Annotated in this window: 18 protein-coding genes; 11 read left to right on the top strand and 7 right to left on the bottom strand. The window is 56.7% G+C overall.

Features of this window, described 5'->3' with window-relative positions; translation table 11 throughout:
- Positions 1–4 precede the first annotated feature (4 nt).
- The 5 genes from AAC636_RS06155 (at position 5) to infC (ending at position 4,333) form a co-directional block, all read left to right on the top strand.
- The gene (locus AAC636_RS06155; protein ID WP_340300779.1) at positions 5–1,663 is read left to right on the top strand and encodes a nitrite/sulfite reductase; all 1,659 of its coding nucleotides are present in this window, start codon (positions 5–7) and stop codon (positions 1,661–1,663) included.
- Entirely contained in the window at positions 1,650–2,390 is a 741-nt protein-coding gene (locus AAC636_RS06150) for a phosphoadenylyl-sulfate reductase (protein ID WP_340242889.1), read from the top strand. The genes AAC636_RS06155 and AAC636_RS06150 overlap by 14 nt, the downstream gene beginning before the upstream one ends.
- Positions 2,391–2,401: 11 nt before the next feature.
- Positions 2,402–2,791, top strand: coding sequence for a DUF934 domain-containing protein (locus AAC636_RS06145; protein ID WP_340300778.1), 390 nt, complete (start codon positions 2,402–2,404; stop codon positions 2,789–2,791).
- Positions 2,792–2,833: 42 nt separating this feature from the next.
- Positions 2,834–3,697, top strand: coding sequence for a ferredoxin--NADP reductase (locus tag AAC636_RS06140; protein ID WP_340300777.1), 864 nt, complete (start codon positions 2,834–2,836; stop codon positions 3,695–3,697).
- Between the two features lie 66 nt (positions 3,698–3,763).
- Positions 3,764–4,333 (top strand): translation initiation factor IF-3, encoded by a 570-nt coding sequence (gene infC, locus AAC636_RS06135; RefSeq protein ID WP_445322555.1) that lies wholly within the window; start codon positions 3,764–3,766, stop codon positions 4,331–4,333.
- A gap of 85 nt (positions 4,334–4,418) precedes the next feature.
- On the opposite strand, the gene AAC636_RS06130 is transcribed toward infC, so the two are convergent.
- The 7 genes from AAC636_RS06130 to AAC636_RS06100 all read right to left on the bottom strand — a co-directional run bounded on the left by AAC636_RS06130 (position 4,419) and on the right by AAC636_RS06100 (position 12,567).
- Entirely contained in the window at positions 4,419–5,207 is a 789-nt protein-coding gene (locus AAC636_RS06130) for an FAD binding domain-containing protein (RefSeq protein ID WP_340300776.1), read from the bottom strand.
- Positions 5,208–5,294: 87 nt separating this feature from the next.
- Entirely contained in the window at positions 5,295–7,670 is a 2,376-nt protein-coding gene (locus AAC636_RS06125) for a xanthine dehydrogenase family protein molybdopterin-binding subunit (protein ID WP_340300775.1), read from the bottom strand.
- A 102-nt stretch (positions 7,671–7,772) separates the two neighbouring features.
- Positions 7,773–8,258, bottom strand: a complete 486-nt coding sequence (locus AAC636_RS06120) for a (2Fe-2S)-binding protein (protein WP_317654378.1) — start codon at positions 8,256–8,258, stop codon at positions 7,773–7,775.
- A gap of 107 nt (positions 8,259–8,365) precedes the next feature.
- On the bottom strand, positions 8,366–9,373 hold the full coding sequence (locus AAC636_RS06115; protein ID WP_340300774.1) for a molybdopterin-binding protein: 1,008 nt from the start codon (positions 9,371–9,373) through the stop codon (positions 8,366–8,368).
- Positions 9,370–10,347, bottom strand: a complete 978-nt coding sequence (locus tag AAC636_RS06110; protein WP_340301101.1) for an XdhC family protein — start codon at positions 10,345–10,347, stop codon at positions 9,370–9,372. The genes AAC636_RS06115 and AAC636_RS06110 overlap by 4 nt, the downstream gene beginning before the upstream one ends.
- Before the next feature lie 21 nt (positions 10,348–10,368).
- Positions 10,369–11,637, bottom strand: coding sequence for a vWA domain-containing protein (locus AAC636_RS06105; RefSeq protein ID WP_340260907.1), 1,269 nt, complete (start codon positions 11,635–11,637; stop codon positions 10,369–10,371).
- 6 nt (positions 11,638–11,643) lie between these two features.
- Positions 11,644–12,567: an AAA family ATPase gene (locus tag AAC636_RS06100; protein ID WP_340300773.1), complete on the bottom strand. Its 924-nt coding sequence runs from the start codon at positions 12,565–12,567 to the stop codon at positions 11,644–11,646.
- Between the two features lie 212 nt (positions 12,568–12,779).
- On the opposite strand from AAC636_RS06100, the gene pyrC reads away from it, so the two are divergent.
- The 6 genes from pyrC to AAC636_RS06070 all read left to right on the top strand — a co-directional run bounded on the left by pyrC (position 12,780) and on the right by AAC636_RS06070 (position 18,963).
- On the top strand, positions 12,780–13,826 hold the full coding sequence (gene pyrC / locus AAC636_RS06095; RefSeq protein WP_340260910.1) for a dihydroorotase: 1,047 nt from the start codon (positions 12,780–12,782) through the stop codon (positions 13,824–13,826).
- Between the two features lie 12 nt (positions 13,827–13,838).
- Positions 13,839–14,519, top strand: coding sequence for an orotate phosphoribosyltransferase (locus tag AAC636_RS06090; RefSeq protein WP_340300772.1), 681 nt, complete (start codon positions 13,839–13,841; stop codon positions 14,517–14,519).
- A 243-nt stretch (positions 14,520–14,762) separates the two neighbouring features.
- Positions 14,763–16,289 carry a replicative DNA helicase gene (locus tag AAC636_RS06085; RefSeq protein WP_340300771.1) on the top strand — a complete coding sequence of 509 codons (1,527 nt, stop codon included), beginning with the start codon at positions 14,763–14,765 and terminating at the stop codon, positions 16,287–16,289.
- A gap of 90 nt (positions 16,290–16,379) precedes the next feature.
- The gene (gene alr / locus AAC636_RS06080; protein ID WP_340300770.1) at positions 16,380–17,429 is read left to right on the top strand and encodes an alanine racemase; all 1,050 of its coding nucleotides are present in this window, start codon (positions 16,380–16,382) and stop codon (positions 17,427–17,429) included.
- A gap of 2 nt (positions 17,430–17,431) precedes the next feature.
- Positions 17,432–18,220 carry an MlaE family ABC transporter permease gene (locus AAC636_RS06075; RefSeq protein ID WP_340260915.1) on the top strand — a complete coding sequence of 263 codons (789 nt, stop codon included), beginning with the start codon at positions 17,432–17,434 and terminating at the stop codon, positions 18,218–18,220.
- On the top strand, positions 18,217–18,963 hold the full coding sequence (locus AAC636_RS06070; protein WP_317654368.1) for an ABC transporter ATP-binding protein: 747 nt from the start codon (positions 18,217–18,219) through the stop codon (positions 18,961–18,963). The genes AAC636_RS06075 and AAC636_RS06070 overlap by 4 nt, the downstream gene beginning before the upstream one ends.
- The last annotated feature ends 45 nt before the right edge of the window (positions 18,964–19,008 follow it).

Below are 19,008 nucleotides of genomic sequence, written 5' to 3'. Positions count from 1 at the left end.
GCAGATGTATCGCTACACTGAATTTGACCAAAATTTCCTGCGCGCCCGCAACGCGCAATTCCGCGCGCAAGTGGCCCGCCGCCTGTCTGGCGAATTGACCGAGGATGAGTTTAAACCTCTGCGCTTGATGAACGGGCTATATCTGCAGCTTCACGCCTATATGCTGCGCGTAGCAATCCCCTATGGCACGCTCAATTCAGCACAGATGCGCGCCTTGGCGCGGGTCGCACGGCAATGGGACAAGGGCTATGGCCATTTCACCACGCGCCAAAACATCCAATTCAATTGGCCAAAATTAGAGGATGTGCCCGATATTCTGGACGCTTTGGCCGAAGTTGGCCTTCACGCCATCCAAACTTCGGGGAACACCGTGCGCAATGTCACCGCAGACCATTTTGCAGGGGCCGCTGCAGATGAGATTGCAGACCCTCGCCCCGTGGCGGAATTAATCCGCCAATGGTCAACCGATCATCCCGAATTTCAATTCCTACCGCGCAAGTTCAAAATTGCCGTAACAGGCAGCCCCAATGACCGTGCCGTCACCGCCGCCCATGATATCGGTCTGCGCATTGTCGCGCGCGAAGGCGAGATTGGCTATCAGGTCTTGGTCGGGGGCGGCTTAGGCCGCACGCCTATGATCGGCAAGGTTTTGGCAGAGTTTATGCCCGAGGCTGATCTTCTGCCCTATATCGAGGCAATTGTGGCGGTTTATAACCTGATCGGGCGGCGAGATAATAAATATAAGGCCCGCATCAAGATCACCCTACACGAGACAGGCTTGGACGAAATCAAACGCCTTGTCGAAGAGGAATTCATCCCGCGCCGCGCGGCATTCAAAGGGGTTGATCAACGCCTTTTGGCAGAAATTCGGGGCCATTTTGCACCCCCTGAGTTTATCAAAGGCGACAACGGCGCCCCAACCCTAAGCCCCGCTTTGCGCGCCTTTATCGACAGCAACGTAACGGCACACCGCCATCCAGATTACGCCATTGTGACGGTTTCGATGAAATCCCATGGCGCGACACCCGGTGATGCCACCGCCGCGCAAATGGAGGTCTTGGCCGATCTTGCCGAAACCTACGGGCATGACGAGCTGCGCATCAGCCACGAGCAAAACGTGATCCTGCCCCATATTCCCCGCGCAGCCCTGCCTGATCTCTATCAGCGGCTGAAGGCTGTGGGTTTGGCCACGGCCAATATCGGGAAGATCTCGGATATTATCGCCTGCCCTGGCATGGATTACTGCGCCTTGGCCACGGCGCGCTCTATTCCTATTGCGCAGGAAATCGCCAGGCATTTTCGTGATATCGGGCTAGAGGAGGAAATTGGCGCGCTGAAAATCAAAATCTCAGGCTGCATCAATGCCTGCGGGCATCACCATGTGGGCCATATCGGGATTTTGGGCTTGGATCGTGCAGGGGTCGAAAATTACCAAATCACCCTTGGGGGTGATCACACCGAGGCCGCCACAATCGGCGAGCGCGCAGGCCCCGGATTTTCTGCCGATGCGCTGATCCCTGCGCTTGAGCGACTATTGCGCGCCTATTTGACCTTGCGCGAGGGGGTGGATGAACCCTTCATCACGACCTATCGCCGCTTAGGGCTCGCCCCCTTTAAGGCCGCACTTTACCCGCAGGAGGGCGCGCAAGATGTTGCAGCCTAGCCCCTTTGGCACAGTTGCCGAACGGGTGGCTGTGCTGAACCGCCGCTATGACAAACACGGTGCCACAGCCGTGCTTGAGCATGCGCTGCGGGATGCAGATTGCGGGCGCGTGGCCTTGGTGTCCTCCTTTGGGGCGGAGTCTGTGGTGTTGTTGCACATGGTGTCTGTGATTGATCGCACGACACCCGTTTTGTTCATCGACACCGAAATGCTCTTTCCCGAAACCTTAACCTATCAAAACGACTTGGCAGATCATCTGGGCCTTGAGGATGTGCGCCGCATTCACGCCAGCCGCACGATGATTGCGGCCAGCGACCCGCAGGGCGATTTGCATAAAACCAACCCCGATGCCTGCTGCGCCAAGCGCAAGACTGAACCGCTTGAACACGCTTTGGCCCCGTTTGACGCTTGGATCACGGGGCGCAAACGCTTTCAGGCGCAAAGCCGCGCGGCGTTGGACTTCTTCGAGAATGAGGCCGAGATAAGGATCAAAATCAACCCGCTGGCCCATTGGGCGCGCGAGGATGTGCAGGACTATATCACCAATAACCGCCTGCCCCGTCATCCGCTTGTGGCGCGGGGCTATCCGTCTATTGGCTGCGCCCCCTGCACGAGCCCCGTTGCCGCAGGCGAAGACCCGCGCGCGGGCCGTTGGCGCGGGCAGGACAAAGAGGAATGCGGCATCCATTTCGTGGATGGCAAAATCATCCGCCGCAATGTGGCGTGAAAGGATATATCATGAACACCACCCCCCATATTCTGGTCACCGATCATGGCTTTACCCCAGAGGCTGCGCGGCCCGCAGAGATGGTTGAACTCAGCGATCCCGCCGGGTTTGACGCGGCCCTACAGACACCGCAACGCCATAGCGCGATCTGCATTCCCTTTGGCAGCTTTTCCGATGGCCGTGGCTTTACATGGGCCAAACGCCTGCGCATGGCGGGGTTTTCGGGGCGCTTGCGCGCTGCGGGTCATGTCATTTCGGATCAATACGCCATGGCGCGGCGCGCAGGGTTTGACGAGGTGGAAATCAGCCCTGATCTGGCCCGCAGGCAACCGCAAGAGGCATGGGTGTTTCGGGCCGATTGGCGCGCGCACGATTACCAAAATCGCCTACGCGGCGAATAGCGCCTTTCCCTGAGATAAATCAAAGTTTACAACTGCGGGCATATGCTAGGGCTGTGCCCATTCCGAACCATAGGCCAAAGTGACGTGACAGACGCAACATCGACCCTCCCCAAAGCCACCCCCACCCTGCCCGATGCGCAGCGCGTGACCTTTGTGAAACATTGGACGGATCGGCTGTTTTCCTTCCGCGTAACGCGGCCAGCAAGCCTGCGCTTTCGGTCCGGCGAATTTGTTATGATCGGATTGATGGGCGATAACGGCAAGCCACTTTTGCGCGCCTATTCCATTGCTTCCCCCTCCTGGGATGAAGAATTGGAATTCTATTCCATCAAGGTGCAAGACGGCCCCCTGACCTCAAAGCTGCAACATATCAAAGTGGGTGATGAAATTATCCTGCGCCCCAAACCTGTGGGGACATTGGTGCATGACGCGCTGTTGCCTGGAAAGCGGATTTGGTTCTTTGCCACGGGCACGGGCTTTGCCCCTTTCGCAAGCCTCCTGCGCGAGCCGCAAACCTATGAAGATTATGACGAGGTCATCATCACCCATACCTGCCGCGAAGTGGCAGAATTGGATTATGGCTGCACCCTGATCGAAGAGATCAGGCAAGATGAGCTGTTGCGCGAATTGATCGGTGACGGGTTCGCGGATAAAATCCGATACTACCCCACCACCACCCGCGAACCGAGCCCCAAGATGGGCCGCATCACCGATTTGATGCGGGCAGGCACTGTGTTCGAGGATTTGGGTGTTCCGCCCCTCAGCCCCGAATACGACCGCGCCATGGTCTGTGGCAACCTCGCCTTCAATCTTGAGATCAAAGATATGCTTGAGGGCTATGGTTTGGTCGAAGGGGCCAATTCCAACCCACAGCATTACGTTGTGGAAAAGGCCTTTCTTGACTGATTGCAGCAGCCAAGAACGTGCCCCCTTGAAAGCCCTTTGGTGGGCCTGTAGGTTAATGCATCATCACTGCAAAACCACAGAAGGACAAAACCCATAGCCCGCAGACCCCACAACGCGCCGCCCAGCCGTGACACTGGCCCGCGCGTCAACGACCGTATCCGCTGCCCCGAAATTCGCCTGATTGGCGCAGAGGGCGAGAATATTGGGGTGGTCACCCCAGAACGCGCAATGGAATTGGCAGATGAGGCAGGATTGGATTTGGTGGAAATCTCCCCAAATGCTGAACCGCCCGTTTGTAAAATCATGGATTTCGGCAAGTTCAAATATGAACAGCAGAAACGTGAAGCCGAAGCCCGCAAAAAGCAAAAGGTGATCGAGGTCAAAGAGGTCAAAATGCGGCCTGGCACCGATGATCACGATTTCGACCGCAAGGTGCGCGATGCCATCAAATTCCTTGAAAATGGGGATAAGGTGAAGGTGACGCTGCGCTTCCGTGGCCGCGAAATGGCGCACCAACAATTGGGCCGTGAATTGCTGGAACGTGTAGCCGAAAAGATTGAAGGCGTGGGTAAGATCGAGAATATGCCCAAGCTGGAAGGTCGCCAAATGGTGATGATGATCGGCCCCGCAAAATAATTTGGACGGGGTCATGGGCCTCAGGCCCATGACACGAAAAAAGCCCCGCTTTCGCGGGGCTTTCTTTTTTTGGATTGTGCTGACCTCAGGCTGCCGCGACAGCCCGCGCGGCCATCACTTTGACCAAATGCGCGCGATAGGCGCCTGTGCCGTGCAGATCAGAGATCATCCCATCCGCCGAAGGGGCCGCCACGCCATCAAGCGCCGCTGCGGTGAAATCCTTGGACAGTGCCGCTTCGGCCTCCGCCCAACGGAACACGCCCTCACCTGACGCGCCCGTGACCGCCACGCGCACACCATCTGCGAATTTCGCAACAAACACCCCAACAAGCGCAAAGCGCGAGGCGGGCTGAACGAATTTTTGATAATTCGCCTTTTGCGGCACGGGGAATTTAACCTCGGTGATGATCTCGCCTTCTTCAAGGGCCGTGGTGAACATCCCTTGAAAGAAATCATCCGCAGCGATTTCGCGGCTGTTGGTTTTCACAACTGCACCTGAGCCCAGCACCGCAGACGGGTAGCAGGCAGACGGGTCGTTATTGGCAAGGCTGCCGCCAATTGTGCCACGGTTGCGCACAGCAGGATCCCCGATATGGCCCGCAAGATCAGACAGCGCTGGATAAGATTTAGCCACCTCGCGCGCGACCTCTGCATGGGTTGTTGCCGCGCCGATGCAAATCTGGCCTGCAACATTGGCGCAAATGCCCTTCATCTCTTGAATGCCTGTGAGGCTGACCAAGGTTTCAGGCATGGCAAGCCGCGCTTTCATCGTGGGGATGAGGGTCTGCCCCCCGCTGAGCGCCTGACCGCCTGCGCCAATGGCCGCAACCGCGTCTTTGATGGTGCTTGGGCGGGTAAAGTCGAAATTATACATATCCCGTTTCCTCTGGTTCCAAGGGGCATAGCCCCTCTTTGACGTTGATGGTGCGCGGGTCAGAGCACCGACCCGCGCGTGCTTTTTTTAGCCCTGCATTGCTTGCCAGACGCGGTGCGGCGACAGGGGCATATCAATATGCGTCACGGCATGACCGCCGCGGTTCAACGCATCGACAACCGCATTCACCACCGCAGGGGGCGAGCCGATGGCTCCCGCCTCTCCGCAGCCTTTCACGCCCAACGGGTTATGGGTGCAAGGGGTCTGGCATGAGTGATCAACTTTTAAAAACGGCAAATCATCGGCACGCGGCATCGTATAATCCATGTACGAAGCGGTTAAAAGTTGTCCCTCTTGATTGTAAACCGTTTGCTCAGTTAAGGCCTGCCCAATGCCTTGAGCTACGCCACCATGTACCTGCCCATCGACGATCATCGGATTTATCACATTTCCAAAATCATCAGCGCAGGTAAAAGAGCATATCGTAACTTTTCCAGTATCCGGATCGACTTCAACCTCACATAAATATGCTCCCGCCGGATAAGTGAAGTTATTGGGGTCATAGAACGCCGTCTCTTCCAATCCCGGTTCAAGCGTTTCTAACGGGTAGTTGTGAGGCACATATGCAGAAAAAGCCACTTCTCCAAACGACTTACTCTTGTCTGTGCCCTTTACAGTGAAATTGCCGTTCTCGAAGTTGATGTCAATTTCGTCAGCTTCCAACATGTGGGCGGCTATTTTTTTGCCTTTCTCAATAATTTTATCCACCGCGCGATCAATCGCAGAACCACAAACAGCCAGCGAACGCGATCCGTAGGAGCCCATCCCGAACGGGATTTTCGAGGTATCGCCATGGACTATTTCAACAGCATCTTCAGCAACGCCTAATTTGCTAGCAACCAATTGGGCAAAAGCTGTCTCATGCCCCTGGCCATGGCTGTGTGCGCCAGTCATTACCTGAATAGTGCCAGTCGCGCTTACTCTTACTGTTGCGGCATCGTAAAGACCAACTCTAGCACCAAGTTGCCCCACTAAATTAGACGGCGCAATTCCGCAGGCCTCGATCCAAGTTGAGAGACCCAGACCCCGCAATTTCCCGTTGGACTTGCTCTTTTTAACCCTATTTTCAAAATTTTTAAGGTCTGCTAACTCTATCGCCTTATCCAAGGTATTTTGATAATTTCCGATATCGTAGATTAATCCGACTGGTGAGGTGTAAGGGAATTGATCAGGTGTGAGTAGATTTTTCTTACGTACCTCAATCGGATCTAAATTAAGTTCTCTGGACAGTTTGTCGATTGCTCGCTCCAAACTGTAGGTAGCTTCAGGTCGACCAGCTCCGCGGTAGGCATCTACAGGCGCCGTATTAGTAAAGACGGCCTTCAAGTTCACGTAAACGTGTGGAACTTTGTAAGGGCCAGCCATCAAGGTGCCATGCAAAAAGGTCGGCGTCACTGTCGAGAAATTCGACAGGTACGCACCAACGTTGGCAAGCGTGCTAGTCCTGATGGCTAATATCTCTCCATCCATCGTGGACCCCACCTCGATGGTAGTCAGATGATCACGCCCATGAGCATCAGATAAAAAGCTTTCCGAGCGATCAGCAGTCCACCGAACAGGGCGCCCAAGCTTTCTTGCCGCTGCTAAGACTAGCGCTTCCTCACCGTAGTGATAAATTTTAGATCCAAAACCACCGCCAACGTCTGGTGCAACTACCGTTAACTTGTGCTCAGGGATACCCAGTACAAATGCACAAATTAAAAGTCTGGTCAGGTGCGGGTTTTGACTGGTTGTGGTAAGTTTGTATTCTCCGGTCCCGGGATCATATTCCCCAATCGATGATCGAGGCTCCATAGCATTTGGCACCAGACGATTATTAACTAATTGCAAAGTTGTTACGTGGGGAGAAGATGCTAGGGCTTTATCAACAACTTCACGATTGTCTTCTATCCACCCCCAGTCAAAGCAAAGGTTGTCATCTATCTCATCATGAACGCGATTTTCAGAGTCACTGATAGCCCCAGCCATATCGATGATGGCAGGTAGCTCTTCAATCACAGCGCTTTCTGCAAGCCTTTCTGCCGCATCCTTAGCTTGCTGCAAAGTTTCTGCGACAACAGCAGCATAAGCATCACCTACATGTCGGACTTTTCCATGCGCCAAGACTGGTCTTTTAGGCTCTCGCATTGGAGTGCCATCACGAGAATTTATCAGCCAACCGGCGGGGTTGCCTCCGACATCGGAAAAATCTTCGCCAGTAAACACTGCGCGCACACCTGACATTTCAGAGATAGCTTTAGTGTCTATCTTTTTAATTTTTCCGTGAGCTACTTCCGAACGGACCATAACCGCATAAAGCTGCCCCTGCAGCGCAACATCATCTGTATATTTTCCGCGACCAGTCAGAAATCTAAAATCTTCTCGCCGCTTCGATGCGGCCCCGATACCACTGTCTTTTGGCATAATCATTCCTCCCCTAGGTTTGTCGCGCCCACCCAACTGCGAGGCAGGCCTTTTTGCTTTAATCACATTCCTTCGGGCCTTCTCCTCCCAAAGGAGTGGCCTTTATTCTGCAGCCATCGCAGCGACATCTTGGCCCGAGGCTGCAAGGATCGCCTTGACGATGTTATGGTAGCCCGTGCAGCGACAGATATTGCCTTCAAGATAGGCGCGCACTTCGCCTTCGGTGGGCTTAGGGTTTTCTTTCAGCAAAGCGGCTGCAGTCATCACCATACCAGGTGTACAGAACCCGCATTGCAGGCCATGATGCTCTTTAAAGGCTGCTTGGATCACCGAGAGCGAGCCATCAGGATTGGCCATGCCTTCGATTGTAGTAACCTCTGCGCCCGCGACATCCATAGCTAGAACTGAGCATGATTTCATCGATTTGCCGTCCACATGAACGGTACAAGCCCCACACTGGCTGGTATCACAGCCCACGTGGGTGCCTGTCAGACCAAGTTTTTCGCGCAGCACCTCAACAAGAAGTGTGCGGCCTTCGACCTCGGCTGACATTTCCTTTCCATTTACTGATAGTTTGACCGTCGTCATTCGATCCTCCCTAGAACGATTGCTGTAATCCAAACATGGATTTTGCCAATGGCAAAACAAAAAAAGTGCATTCGCGCCAATTTGCTCCTCAAACCCGCGTGAAGGGCCTATCGTTCGCGTCCATCACGGGGCTGTGGACGGGTGGGAATTTCCTTTAACAAGCCACCGACCCCCATCGCGCCAATTTCTTCGGCGCTCGGCGGATGGCCACATATGACCCGCTCCAACACCCAATCTGCCCCATTCAAGGCGGGGCTGCGTACGCAACCGGGCAAGCCTATGACAGGGATTTCTGCCAATGCGGCCAAAACCAAAAGATTGCCTGGATCAACAGGCATTCCAAACCGCGTCACCTGCCCCCCCGCGCCCCGCAACGCAGCAGGCATCACATCGTCGATGTCAGATGTGGCAGAGGCGGTAAGGATTAAGATCAGGCTTGTCTTTGCCTGCGCAATCTCAACCTCAAGCGCGGCTCTGTCATGCGGGCAGATGCGGGTGTCCTTGAGTTCAACGTGAAACGCAGCGAGACGCGCCTCAACCGCGGCGATAGATTTTGCCTCAAGCGCGGCCGCCTTTTGTCCCTGATGGCTGGTGAGGATCAGGGTAGCCGAAGAAATCTGCGGCTCGATATGGGCCAATGCCCCACCACGGGCCGCCTCTTCAGCGGCAAAGAGCGCGGCCTCTGGCACGGCATAGGGAATGATCTTGATTGTGGCGACCATCATCCCTTTTGAGACTCGCTGCCATGGCGGCAGGGTTGCAACCGTGATGCGTGGGTCAATCGCATTCACCGCCGCGATTTTTGCGGTATCCACCGACACAATGCCCGCGCCGCGACTGCGCAGATTGACCCGCCCTGTAAAGGCGGCTTCAATCTCAAGGCCTGCATCGGCCCCGCATAATGCATGCGCCAATCGCGCGGCGGCGGTGTTTTCATCGATATCGCCCGCCTCCATCGCGGCAACTGTCACCTCGGCCACCCCCGCGGCCCGCAGCGCGGCGATATGATCTGCCCCAAGGCGCGTGCCCTTCCGGATCACCCCCCCTTCAACGGACACGGAATGGGCCAAGATCGCGCCCATCCCTTCGGCTATAGGACGCGGCCCAAACTTCATGATGTGCGCAACCTTTCAGTGATTTGCGCCATGATCGAAATTGCAATCTCTGCGGGGCCCATCGCCCCAATATTCAGACCAACAGGGGCATGGATGCGCGCAATAGCCTCGGCGCCAAAGCCTGCCTCGGTCAGGCGATCCACCCGTTTTGCATGGGTGCGCGTTGAGCCCAAACAGCCCAGATAAAACACATCGGCCCGCAGCGCGGCCATGATTGCGGGATCATCAAGCTTGGGATCATGGGTCAAGGTCACAACGGCCGTGCGAGTATCAAGCCCGATTTCATCCAAGGCCTCATCGGGCCAAGCATCGAGCAGTCGCACCGCCTCAAATCGGGCGGTCGAGCCAAAGGCGGGGCGCGGATCAACCAGCGTCACATCATACCCTGCCATTTGCGCCATTGGGATCACGCTTTGCGCGATATGCACCGCCCCCACAACGACCATGCGCAACGGCGGGTTGTGGATTGCGATATAGCGCAAGCCCTCGGCATCAAGGCCCGACTTATCCTTGGCAAAGGCCTCGCTCAGATCGGGTGCTTCTGCGCGTTCCACGACCTGCGGCGGGGCTTCGCCCGTGACATCGCTGATCAAGGCCACCGCATGGCGGGCCGCACGGGCCGCAACGAGATCACGCAAGACGGCCTCGGGCAAGGCCCCGCCAATGGGCTGAAGCAGAATTTTGATCCGCCCCCCACAGGCCAAGCCCACGGCAAAGGCTGCATCATCAGAAACCCCAAATTCCAACAGCTTGGGCGCGGCGGCGTGGGTGGCAAGCATATCCTGCGCCTCAAGAACCACAGCCCCTTCGACACAGCCCCCCGATACGGAGCCTTGCATCTCGCCATCGCCTGCAACCACCAATTGGCTGCCCACACGGCGCGGCGCGCTGCCCCATGTCTCCACCACAGAGGCCAAGACCGCACCGCGACCCGCGCGATGCCATTCAAGCGCCAATTCGGGCATATTTTCCATCATGACCCCTCCCTTTCAACCTCAGCTTGCCGCATCGGATAGCATCCGCGCAAGCCGTGCTTTTTCGTTGAAATCCCCGCGCGCATTCAGCGCCTCGGCCAAGCCCTGCAATGCCGCGATATTGTGCCCCGCGCGGAACATATCAACATGGGGCAAAATGGCACGAATGCCTGCGGCCTTTGGCGCAAACCCCTCCCAACGCAAAAGCGGGTTAATCCAAATCAGCCGCTTAGACGACAGGCTAAGACGCTGCATCGCGCTCGATAACAGTTCGGGATCATCCCGATCCAGACCATCTGTGATCAAAAGCACAATCGCGCCTTGCCCCATGACACGGCGCGACCAATCGCGGTTAAAGCGGTCGATGCAATACCCAATGCGCGTGCCGCCTTCCCAATCTTGTGCCTCCGCCCCCGCAGCGGCCAGTGCCGCATCCACATCGCGCCCGCGCAAGTGGCGGGTGATATTGGTGAGCCGCGTTCCAAAGGTGAACCCATAGACCTTTGACCACCCCGCCCCTTTCGCGTTTGAGAGCGCGTGCAGAAAATGCAAAACCGCACGGCTATAGGCTGACATCGACCCAGAGATATCGCAAAGACAAATCAAGGCAGGCATCCTTTCGCGCCGCGCCTTGCGCGCAAAGCCTTGCATTTCGCCACCATGGCGCATGGCTTGGCGCAGGCTTCTGCGCCAATCGGGCTTGGTGCCATTGGCATCAGCCGCGTAGCGGCGGGTCAGCAGCGGTGGCACGGGCAGGCTCAACCGCGCCAAAATACGCCGCGCCTCAGCCATTTCAGCCACGGACATTTGTTCAAAATCAAGGCTGCGCAAGCGTTCTTCACGGCTCATCGTCAGGCTTGCGTCAATTTCGATTTCCGTGTCCTGCGGGCGATCTTCGCCTTTTATATCGGGGGCCTCAGGGGTGATCCCGTCTAGCAGACTTTCTGCCGCGCGCTTTTCGGCGGGTTTGGCTTGGCGTTCCTCCGCCACGCCGCGAATAGCGGGCAGCATCAAGGACATCATATGCTCCATATAACGCGGGTCTCGCCAATAGAGGCGGAAGATCTGCGCAAAAATTGGCAAATGTTCGGGCCGCGTGCAAAAACAGGCACGCGTTGCATAGAAAAACGTATCCCGATCCGTAAAACCGACACTGGCCAAGGCGCGCGCCGCATCCATCACACGCCCTGACCCCGCAGGCAGCCCTGCCACGCGCAAGGCGCGCGCAAAATGCGCAAGGTTGCGCAAAAGCTGCGGATTGTCGGGCAGGTCAAGAGGGGCGTATTCCATAGCGCCCTAGCCCAAATCGGCGCGGATTTCGTCCAAGATACGCTTGGCCTCAGACCCTTGCAGCCGCGCGATATCGTCTTGATATTTCAAAATCGCGCCAAGCGTATCTGCAATCACCTCAGGCGATAATTCGATCACATCAAGCGCAAGCAGACATTTCGCCCAATCAATTGTTTCTGCGACACCTGGCTTTTTGAATAGATCTTCGCTGCGTAGGCGCTGCACAAAGGCCACGACCTCGCGCGAGAGTGTATCTGCCGCCTGTGGCACACGGGCGCGCAAAATCGCCATCTCGCGGGTGATGTCGGGATAGTCGACCCAATGATAGAGGCACCGCCGTTTTAGTGCATCATGCACCTCGCGGGTGCGGTTTGATGTCAAGATGACGATGGGCGGCTCTGGGGCTTTGATCTGGCCAACCTCGGGGATTGTGACCTGAAAATCTGACAGCGCCTCAAGGAGGAACGCCTCAAAAGGTTCATCTGTTCGGTCAATCTCGTCAATCAGCAAAACAGGCGCGCCTTCGGGATCAGGGCGCATGGCTTGCAACAATGGCCGTTCGATCAAATAATCTTGCGAGAACAAGTCAGCGGTCAAGCTTGCGCGATCTGCACTACCCGCTGCCTCGCTTGCGCGGATGGCAACCATCTGTGCGGCGAAATTCCATTCATAGACGGCAGAGGCCGCATCAAGCCCCTCATAGCATTGCAGACGGATCAGGCGGCGACCCAACATTGCGGCAATAGATTTGGCAATTTCTGTTTTCCCTGTACCTGCCTCGCCTTCTAGAAACAACGGCCGCCCGAGGCTGAGGGCAAGATAGGCAACCGTGCCTAACGATTTGCCGCAGATATAACCTTCAGCGCTTAACCCTGTGCGCAATGCATCAATTGATGGGGGAATTGCCGTTTGGTGTGATGACCCGCGCATGCTGCCTCCCGCAATGTGTCGCCCCTATCAACGCCAGAGAATAGCCTGCGGTCAAGCCTGTGCAAAATCCTTTTGTTTCGCCCTGCTCGGCTGCTAGGATCTCATAAGGTTACCAACACAAAAGAAGCAGCAGCTAGAGCAGCAGGATGTACCCCCACCGATAGCGCGCTTAGCTCTTGGCAAGGCTGCGGGAATTTTGTAGCGCAAGGGGCATGACATACACCCTGACCCTTCGCCGCCCTGATGATTGGCATTTGCACCTGCGCGATGGTGCGATGTTGCGCGCCGTATTGCCCGAAACCGCGCGCCATTTTGGTCGCTCAATCATCATGCCAAACCTTGTGCCACCCGTGGTCACGGGGGACGACGCCCGCGCCTATCGCGACCGCATTTTGGCGGCCCTGCCCGATGGCATGACCTTCACGCCATTGATGACATTGTACCTAACCGAAGGCACAGATCCCAACGATCTGGCCTCTGCGCATGCGGCGGGGCTGATCACGGCGGTGAAGCTTTACCCTGCAGGGGCCACCACAAATTCCGCTTCAGGCGTGCGCGACATCGGCAATGTGCGCGCCGTTTTGGAAAGGATGGCAGAGATTGGCCTACCTTTGTGCATCCATGGCGAGGTCACGCGCCATAATGTCGATATTTTCGACCGCGAAAAAGTGTTCCTAGATACGGTTCTTGATCCGCTGCGTCGTGATATTCCTGAACTTAAAGTGACGCTTGAACATGTCACCACAAGCGATGGGATTGACTATGTACGCGATGCGAGCGGCGATATTGCGGCCACCATCACAACGCATCACCTTATGATTAATCGCAATCATATCTTGGTGGGCGGGATCAAGCCGCATTACTACTGCCTGCCCGTGGCCAAACGCGCTACCCATCAAGAAGCGCTTCGCAAAGCCGCAATTTCGGGAAATCCGCGGTTCTTCCTTGGCACAGACAGCGCACCCCATACCGACCCCAATAAAGAAAGCGCCTGTGGCTGTGCGGGATGTTTCACCGCAACCAATACCATGGCCTGCCTCGCCCATGTGTTCGAGGAAGAAGGCGCGCTTGATAAACTTGAGGGCTTCGCCTCGCTATTTGGCCCAGCGCGCTATGGTCTGGCCCCGAATGACACGACGATCACCTTGGTCAAGGAAGACACCCCTGTGACCTATCCCGCGAAAATCGAGACGGAAGATGGGCCTGTCACTGTCTTTGACCCAGGCCATCCGCTGTTTTGGCGGGTTCTCGACCAATAAAGGAGCCATGCCATGATCCCAACAAGCTATCCCGATCAGGCGCAGATTGCGAAAATGTCAGCACGGATGTTGCTGGATATTGGCGCGGTGCATTTCAACGCGGACGAGCCCTATACCCATGCCTCAGGCAAACGTGCGCCCACCTATATTGACTGTCGGCGGATTATTTCCTTCCCGCGCGTGCGCGCCACATTGATGGATTTTCTGACCTGCACAGTCATGCGCAATGCGGGGCTTGAGGCCTTTAACAATATCGCAGGCGGCGAGACGGCAGGCATTCCTTTTGCCGCCTTCGTGGCCGAGCGTATGGCCCTCCCCATGAGCTATGTGCGCAAAAAGCCCAAAGGGTATGGCAAAAACGCCCGTATCGAGGGGGCAATGGATGCGGGTGACCGCGTGCTATTGGTGGAAGATTTGACCACGGATGGTGGCTCGAAGCTGAGCTTTGTCGATGCAATCCGCGAGACAGGCGCAAGCTGTGCTCACACGGCGGTTGTATTCTATTACGGCATTTTCGAGGACACGATCCCGCGGTTGCGGGAGCACGGGGTTGAATTGCATTGGCTATGCACTTGGGCCGATGTGATTGCCGAGGCACGCGCAGGCAATGATTTTGGCGCGAACACGCTTGAGCAGGTCGAACATTTCCTGCGTGACCCCGAAGGGTGGCGCGCCGCGCGGGGATTCGCCTAAGCCCCGAGGCAAAGGCCCAAAAACGGCCCAGAATTAACGCGGCCTCATTTGCCCGATCCATCAAGCAAAGCAGAGGCCCGAAAAAAATTCCTGCCGCCTTGCCCTATGTGGTAGGGTTTACAAAGGGGGCACCCATATCTTGGGGATATTATCGGGGATCAACATATCCACAGGATATCCAGATTGACGCTGCGGCATACGCAGCATACCGCAGGTAGGGTGTGATATGTTGGGGGAGTAATCATGAGCGAGATCGCCAATCTCAATGCCAAAGCATTGCGCAAATCAGGCGATGGTGACCCCGACACGGACGCAAGCGCCCTCTCCCCTCTGCCGCATAACATCGAAGCCGAACAGCAATTATTGGGCGCGATTTTGGCGTCAAATGACGTCATTGATCGCCTGCAAGACCTGATTGAACCTGCGCATTTCTATGACCCCGTACATGGCGCGATTTTCGAGGTTGCGCGGGCGCGCATCCTAAAGGGGCAGCAAACAGACGCGACGACCCTCAAAAACTTTATGGCCGAACACGAAGGTCTGCGCGCTCTTGGGGGGGCCGAATACCTGTTGAAATTGCAGCTTTCGGCCATCGCCACATCGGCCGCGCGCGATTACGCCCAGCTGATCCATGATCTGGCTGTGCGCCGCAATCTGATAGATTTGGGCAAGTCCATTTCGGATCGCGCGCAATCGATGCGCGAAGATGTCTCGCCCGATGAGCAGATCGTGCAGGCCGAGTCCGATTTGTTCCAACTCGCCTCAACGGGCAGCACATCCCGCGGGTTTCAATCATTCTTGCGCGCGCTGCATGATGCGGTGGAAATGGCCAATGCGGCCTATAATCGGTCGGGCGGTTTGGCGGGCCTTTCCACGGGCTTGGCTGATCTGGATAAGATGTTGGGCGGTTTGCACCATTCTGACCTTTTGATCCTTGCGGGGCGCCCCTCGATGGGGAAAACCTCGCTTGCCACCAATATCGCCTTTAACGTGGCGCGTGCCTTTAAGCGGGGTCTTAAGGATGATGGCACAGAGGGCACAATTGATGGCGGTGTGGTGGGTTTTTTTAGCCTCGAGATGTCTGCTGCGCAATTGGCGCAACGGGTTCTGTCAGAGGCGGCCGAGGTGCCATCGGAACTGATCCGCAAAGGCGATTTGAACGAGCAAGAATTCCAACGCTATCTGATCGCAGCGCAGGATTTGCAGAATTGCCCCTTGTATATTGACGACACCCCCGCGCTGCCGATTGCTCAGGTCGCCGCCCGCGCGCGCCGCCTCAAGCGCAGCCCGCAGGGGTTGGATTTGTTGATCATCGACTATTTGCAATTGTTGCGGGGCAATGGCCGCAACGAAAACCGCGTGAACGAAATTTCGGAAATCACCCAAGGGCTCAAGGCGATTGCGAAGGAATTGGATATTCCTGTGATCGCGCTGTCGCAGCTGTCCCGCCAGGTCGAAAACCGCGATGATAAACGCCCCCAATTGTCGGATCTTCGGGAATCTGGATCAATCGAGCAAGATGCCGATGTGGTCATGTTCGTCTATCGCGGCGAATATTACAAAGAGCGCGAAAAACCAGGCGAAGAAAATCTCGAGGCCATGGCAAAATGGCAGCAGGACATGGACGCGCTTCATGGCAAGGCCGAGGTGATCATCGGCAAGCAGCGTCACGGGCCTGTTGGCACGGTTGAGCTAAGCTTTGAGGGGCGCTTCACCAAATTTGGCAATCTCGTCAAACCATGGCAGCAAGGCGCGGACAGGTTCAACTAAGGCGCGCATTCGTGCCATGATCTGTTGGAATTTCGGGCAAAACCCGCCTTGCCCCTTGACGGGTTCCGATGAAAACGGGACAGAAGGCGCATGGCATCTGGAAAGCTTCATATTGATCTGGGCGCGATTGTCGCCAATTGGCACGCCCTTGACGGCCTGACCAGCGCGAAAACGGCCGCGGTGGTGAAGGCAGACAGCTATGGCTTGGGCGCAGGGCGCGTGGCCCCTGCCTTGGCCCGCGCAGGCGCTGACACATTCTTTGTGGCAATTGCCGAAGAAGGCGCGGCACTGCGCGCCGCCCTCACGAAGGCGGGTTTCCCACACGCCCGCATTTTCGTCTTTTCGGGTCACATGGCAGGTGATGACGCGCTGTTGCGGGATCACAATTTGATCCCCCTTTTGAATTCCGCCGATCAATTCCGCCGCCACCGCGATGCGGGCGACCTGCCCTATGGAGTTCAACTTGATACAGGCATGAACCGCCTAGGCATGGAGGCGGCTGATTGGGCCGCCTTGCGCGATGAGGCCGAGCGCGGGCCCTGCCAGTTGATCATGAGCCATCTGGCCTGCGCTGAGGAGCCTGATCATCCTGAAAATCACGCGCAATTGGCAAATTTTCGCGCCATGACCGATGGCACGCATCACCCCCGTTCGCTTTCTGCTACGGGTGGCGTTCTTTTGGGCGAGGCTTATCATTTTGATCTCACCCGCCCTGGAATCGGGCTTTATGGCGGGCTGCCTTTTGCGGATGCGACCCCCGTGGTGCGTCTCTCCCTGCCTGTCATCCAAGTGCGGCAAGTCGAGCTGGGCGAGTTTGTGGGCTATGGCGCGGGCTATCGCCCCAACAGCCCCCGCCAGATCGCAACCGTGGCCGCGGGATATGCCGATGGGTTGATCCGCGCGATGACGGGCAAAGCCGCAGTCTATGCAGGTGACACGCCCTGCCCGCTTGCGGGGCGGGTGTCGATGGATTTGATGGGGGTGGATGTCAGCGGGCTTGGGGCGGATGTGCCAGATCACCTAGACATTCTCTGCCCCGCACAAGGCGTGGATCAACTGGCGGATCATGCGGGCACGATCGGCTATGAAATCCTCACCTCGCTTGGCGCGCGCTATCAGCGTCACTATCAAAGGGGTTAGGGATGGCTGCACTCATTCTTGCACCGCTTGCCACGATTGGCCGCTCGGTTATGGGGCTGTTGGCGGGTGTGGGGCGCGTCAGCATCTATGCAGGCGCGACTGTCTCGCACCTGTTTCGCCCGCCATTTTACCCGCGCGAGTTCCTGATCCAACTGATGCAAATTGGGTTTTTATCCCTGCCCGTGGTCGGCCTGACCGCCCTGTTTACGGGCGGGGCCTTGGCGCTGCAAATCTATTCAGGCGGCGCGCGATTTAATGCCGAAGCGGTTGTCCCCTCGATTGTGGCCATCGGCATGGTGCGCGAACTTGGGCCTGTTTTGGGGGGCCTCATGGTTGCGGGCCGCGTGGCGGCTGCGATTGCCGCCGAGATTGGCACGATGAAAGTGACCGAACAGATTGATGCGTTGGTCACGCTTTCGACCAACCCGCTCAAATATCTGACCCTACCCCGGGTTCTAGCCGCGACCCTGTCTTTGCCGCTTTTGGTGGCGATTGGGGACAGTATCGGGATTTTCGGCGGCTATTTGGTCGGCACAACGCGGCTTGGGTTCAACGCTGCCAATTACATTCAGAACACCGTTGATTTTCTCGAAGCTTGGGATGTCATCTCGGGCATGATCAAGGGGGCGGTCTTTGGCTTTATCGTGGCCATGATGGGCTGCTATCATGGGATGAATTCAGGCAAAGGGGCCGCGGGTGTGGGCCGCGCCACAACCAATGCGGTGGTCTCGGCCTCTATCCTTATTTTGGCGTCAAACTACATTCTGACAGAGGTGTTTTTCAGCGCATGATTACCCTGTCCGATGTCCATAAATCCTTTGGCCCCAAGCAGGTCTTGCGCGGCGTGAACCTCGAGGTTCCCAAAGGCGAAAGCATGGTCATTATTGGCGGCTCTGGCACGGGCAAATCGGTTTTGCTGAAATCGGTTTTGGGTCTTGTGCGCCATGACAGTGGGATGATCCTGCTTGACGGCGAGGATGTCACCCGCGCCGCGCGTGACCCGTTTTTGGCCCGCTTTGGGATGCTGTTCCAAGGTGCGGCTCTGTTTGACAGTCTGCCCGTATGGCAGAACGTGGCCTTTCGTCTGATGCGCGGCCATCTTAAGCGGCCAAAATCAGAGGCGCGCGAGATCGCGATTGAAAAATTGCGCCGTGTGGGGCTGAAGCCCGATGTCGCTGACCTTTACCCGTCTGAATTGTCAGGGGGCATGCAAAAGCGCGTAGGCCTCGCCCGCGCCATTGCAGCGGAGCCTGAAATTATCTTTTTTGACGAGCCAACCACAGGGCTTGATCCGATCATGTCGGGCGTGATCAATGATTTGATCCGCGAAATCGTGGTTGAGATGGGTGCAACCGCCATGACCATCACCCATGATATGTCCTCGGTGCGCGCGATTGCCGATAAAATCGCCATGCTGCATGACGGGGTGATCCAATGGACAGGCCCCGTGGCGGATATGGACAGCGCCGATGACCCCTATTTGCGCCAGTTTATCACAGGCTCTGCCGATGGCCCGATTGAGGCGGTGCGCTAAGGCGCAGCATACTCTGGCCAAAGCGCGCGACCCGCGCTAATCCTG

Origin of the sequence: Roseobacter sp. HKCCD5988 (genome assembly GCF_037830355.1) — a bacterium.
Lineage (GTDB): Bacteria > Pseudomonadota > Alphaproteobacteria > Rhodobacterales > Rhodobacteraceae > M30B80.
The sequence above is the reverse complement of the archived record's forward strand: the minus strand, read 5'-3'. Positions and strand labels throughout refer to the sequence as shown.

Excerpts from the sequence above, each read along its gene's own strand:
- AAC636_RS06155 (WP_340300779.1), top strand. The coding sequence starts at position 5 with ATGTATCGCTACACTGAATTTGACCAAAATTTCCTGCGCGCCCGCAAC.
- AAC636_RS06150 (WP_340242889.1), top strand. The coding sequence starts at position 1,650 with ATGTTGCAGCCTAGCCCCTTTGGCACAGTTGCCGAACGGGTGGCTGTG.
- AAC636_RS06145 (WP_340300778.1), top strand. The coding sequence starts at position 2,402 with ATGAACACCACCCCCCATATTCTGGTCACCGATCATGGCTTTACCCCA.
- AAC636_RS06140 (WP_340300777.1), top strand. The coding sequence starts at position 2,834 with ATGCTAGGGCTGTGCCCATTCCGAACCATAGGCCAAAGTGACGTGACA.
- AAC636_RS06130 (WP_340300776.1), bottom strand. The coding sequence starts at position 5,207 with ATGTATAATTTCGACTTTACCCGCCCAAGCACCATCAAAGACGCGGTT.
- AAC636_RS06125 (WP_340300775.1), bottom strand. The coding sequence starts at position 7,670 with ATGCCAAAAGACAGTGGTATCGGGGCCGCATCGAAGCGGCGAGAAGAT.
- AAC636_RS06120 (WP_317654378.1), bottom strand. The coding sequence starts at position 8,258 with ATGACGACGGTCAAACTATCAGTAAATGGAAAGGAAATGTCAGCCGAG.
- AAC636_RS06115 (WP_340300774.1), bottom strand. The coding sequence starts at position 9,373 with ATGAAGTTTGGGCCGCGTCCTATAGCCGAAGGGATGGGCGCGATCTTG.
- AAC636_RS06110 (WP_340301101.1), bottom strand. The coding sequence starts at position 10,347 with ATGGAAAATATGCCCGAATTGGCGCTTGAATGGCATCGCGCGGGTCGC.
- AAC636_RS06105 (WP_340260907.1), bottom strand. The coding sequence starts at position 11,637 with ATGGAATACGCCCCTCTTGACCTGCCCGACAATCCGCAGCTTTTGCGC.
- AAC636_RS06100 (WP_340300773.1), bottom strand. The coding sequence starts at position 12,567 with ATGCGCGGGTCATCACACCAAACGGCAATTCCCCCATCAATTGATGCA.
- pyrC (WP_340260910.1), top strand. The coding sequence starts at position 12,780 with ATGACATACACCCTGACCCTTCGCCGCCCTGATGATTGGCATTTGCAC.
- AAC636_RS06090 (WP_340300772.1), top strand. The coding sequence starts at position 13,839 with ATGATCCCAACAAGCTATCCCGATCAGGCGCAGATTGCGAAAATGTCA.
- AAC636_RS06085 (WP_340300771.1), top strand. The coding sequence starts at position 14,763 with ATGAGCGAGATCGCCAATCTCAATGCCAAAGCATTGCGCAAATCAGGC.
- alr (WP_340300770.1), top strand. The coding sequence starts at position 16,380 with ATGGCATCTGGAAAGCTTCATATTGATCTGGGCGCGATTGTCGCCAAT.
- AAC636_RS06075 (WP_340260915.1), top strand. The coding sequence starts at position 17,432 with ATGGCTGCACTCATTCTTGCACCGCTTGCCACGATTGGCCGCTCGGTT.
- AAC636_RS06070 (WP_317654368.1), top strand. The coding sequence starts at position 18,217 with ATGATTACCCTGTCCGATGTCCATAAATCCTTTGGCCCCAAGCAGGTC.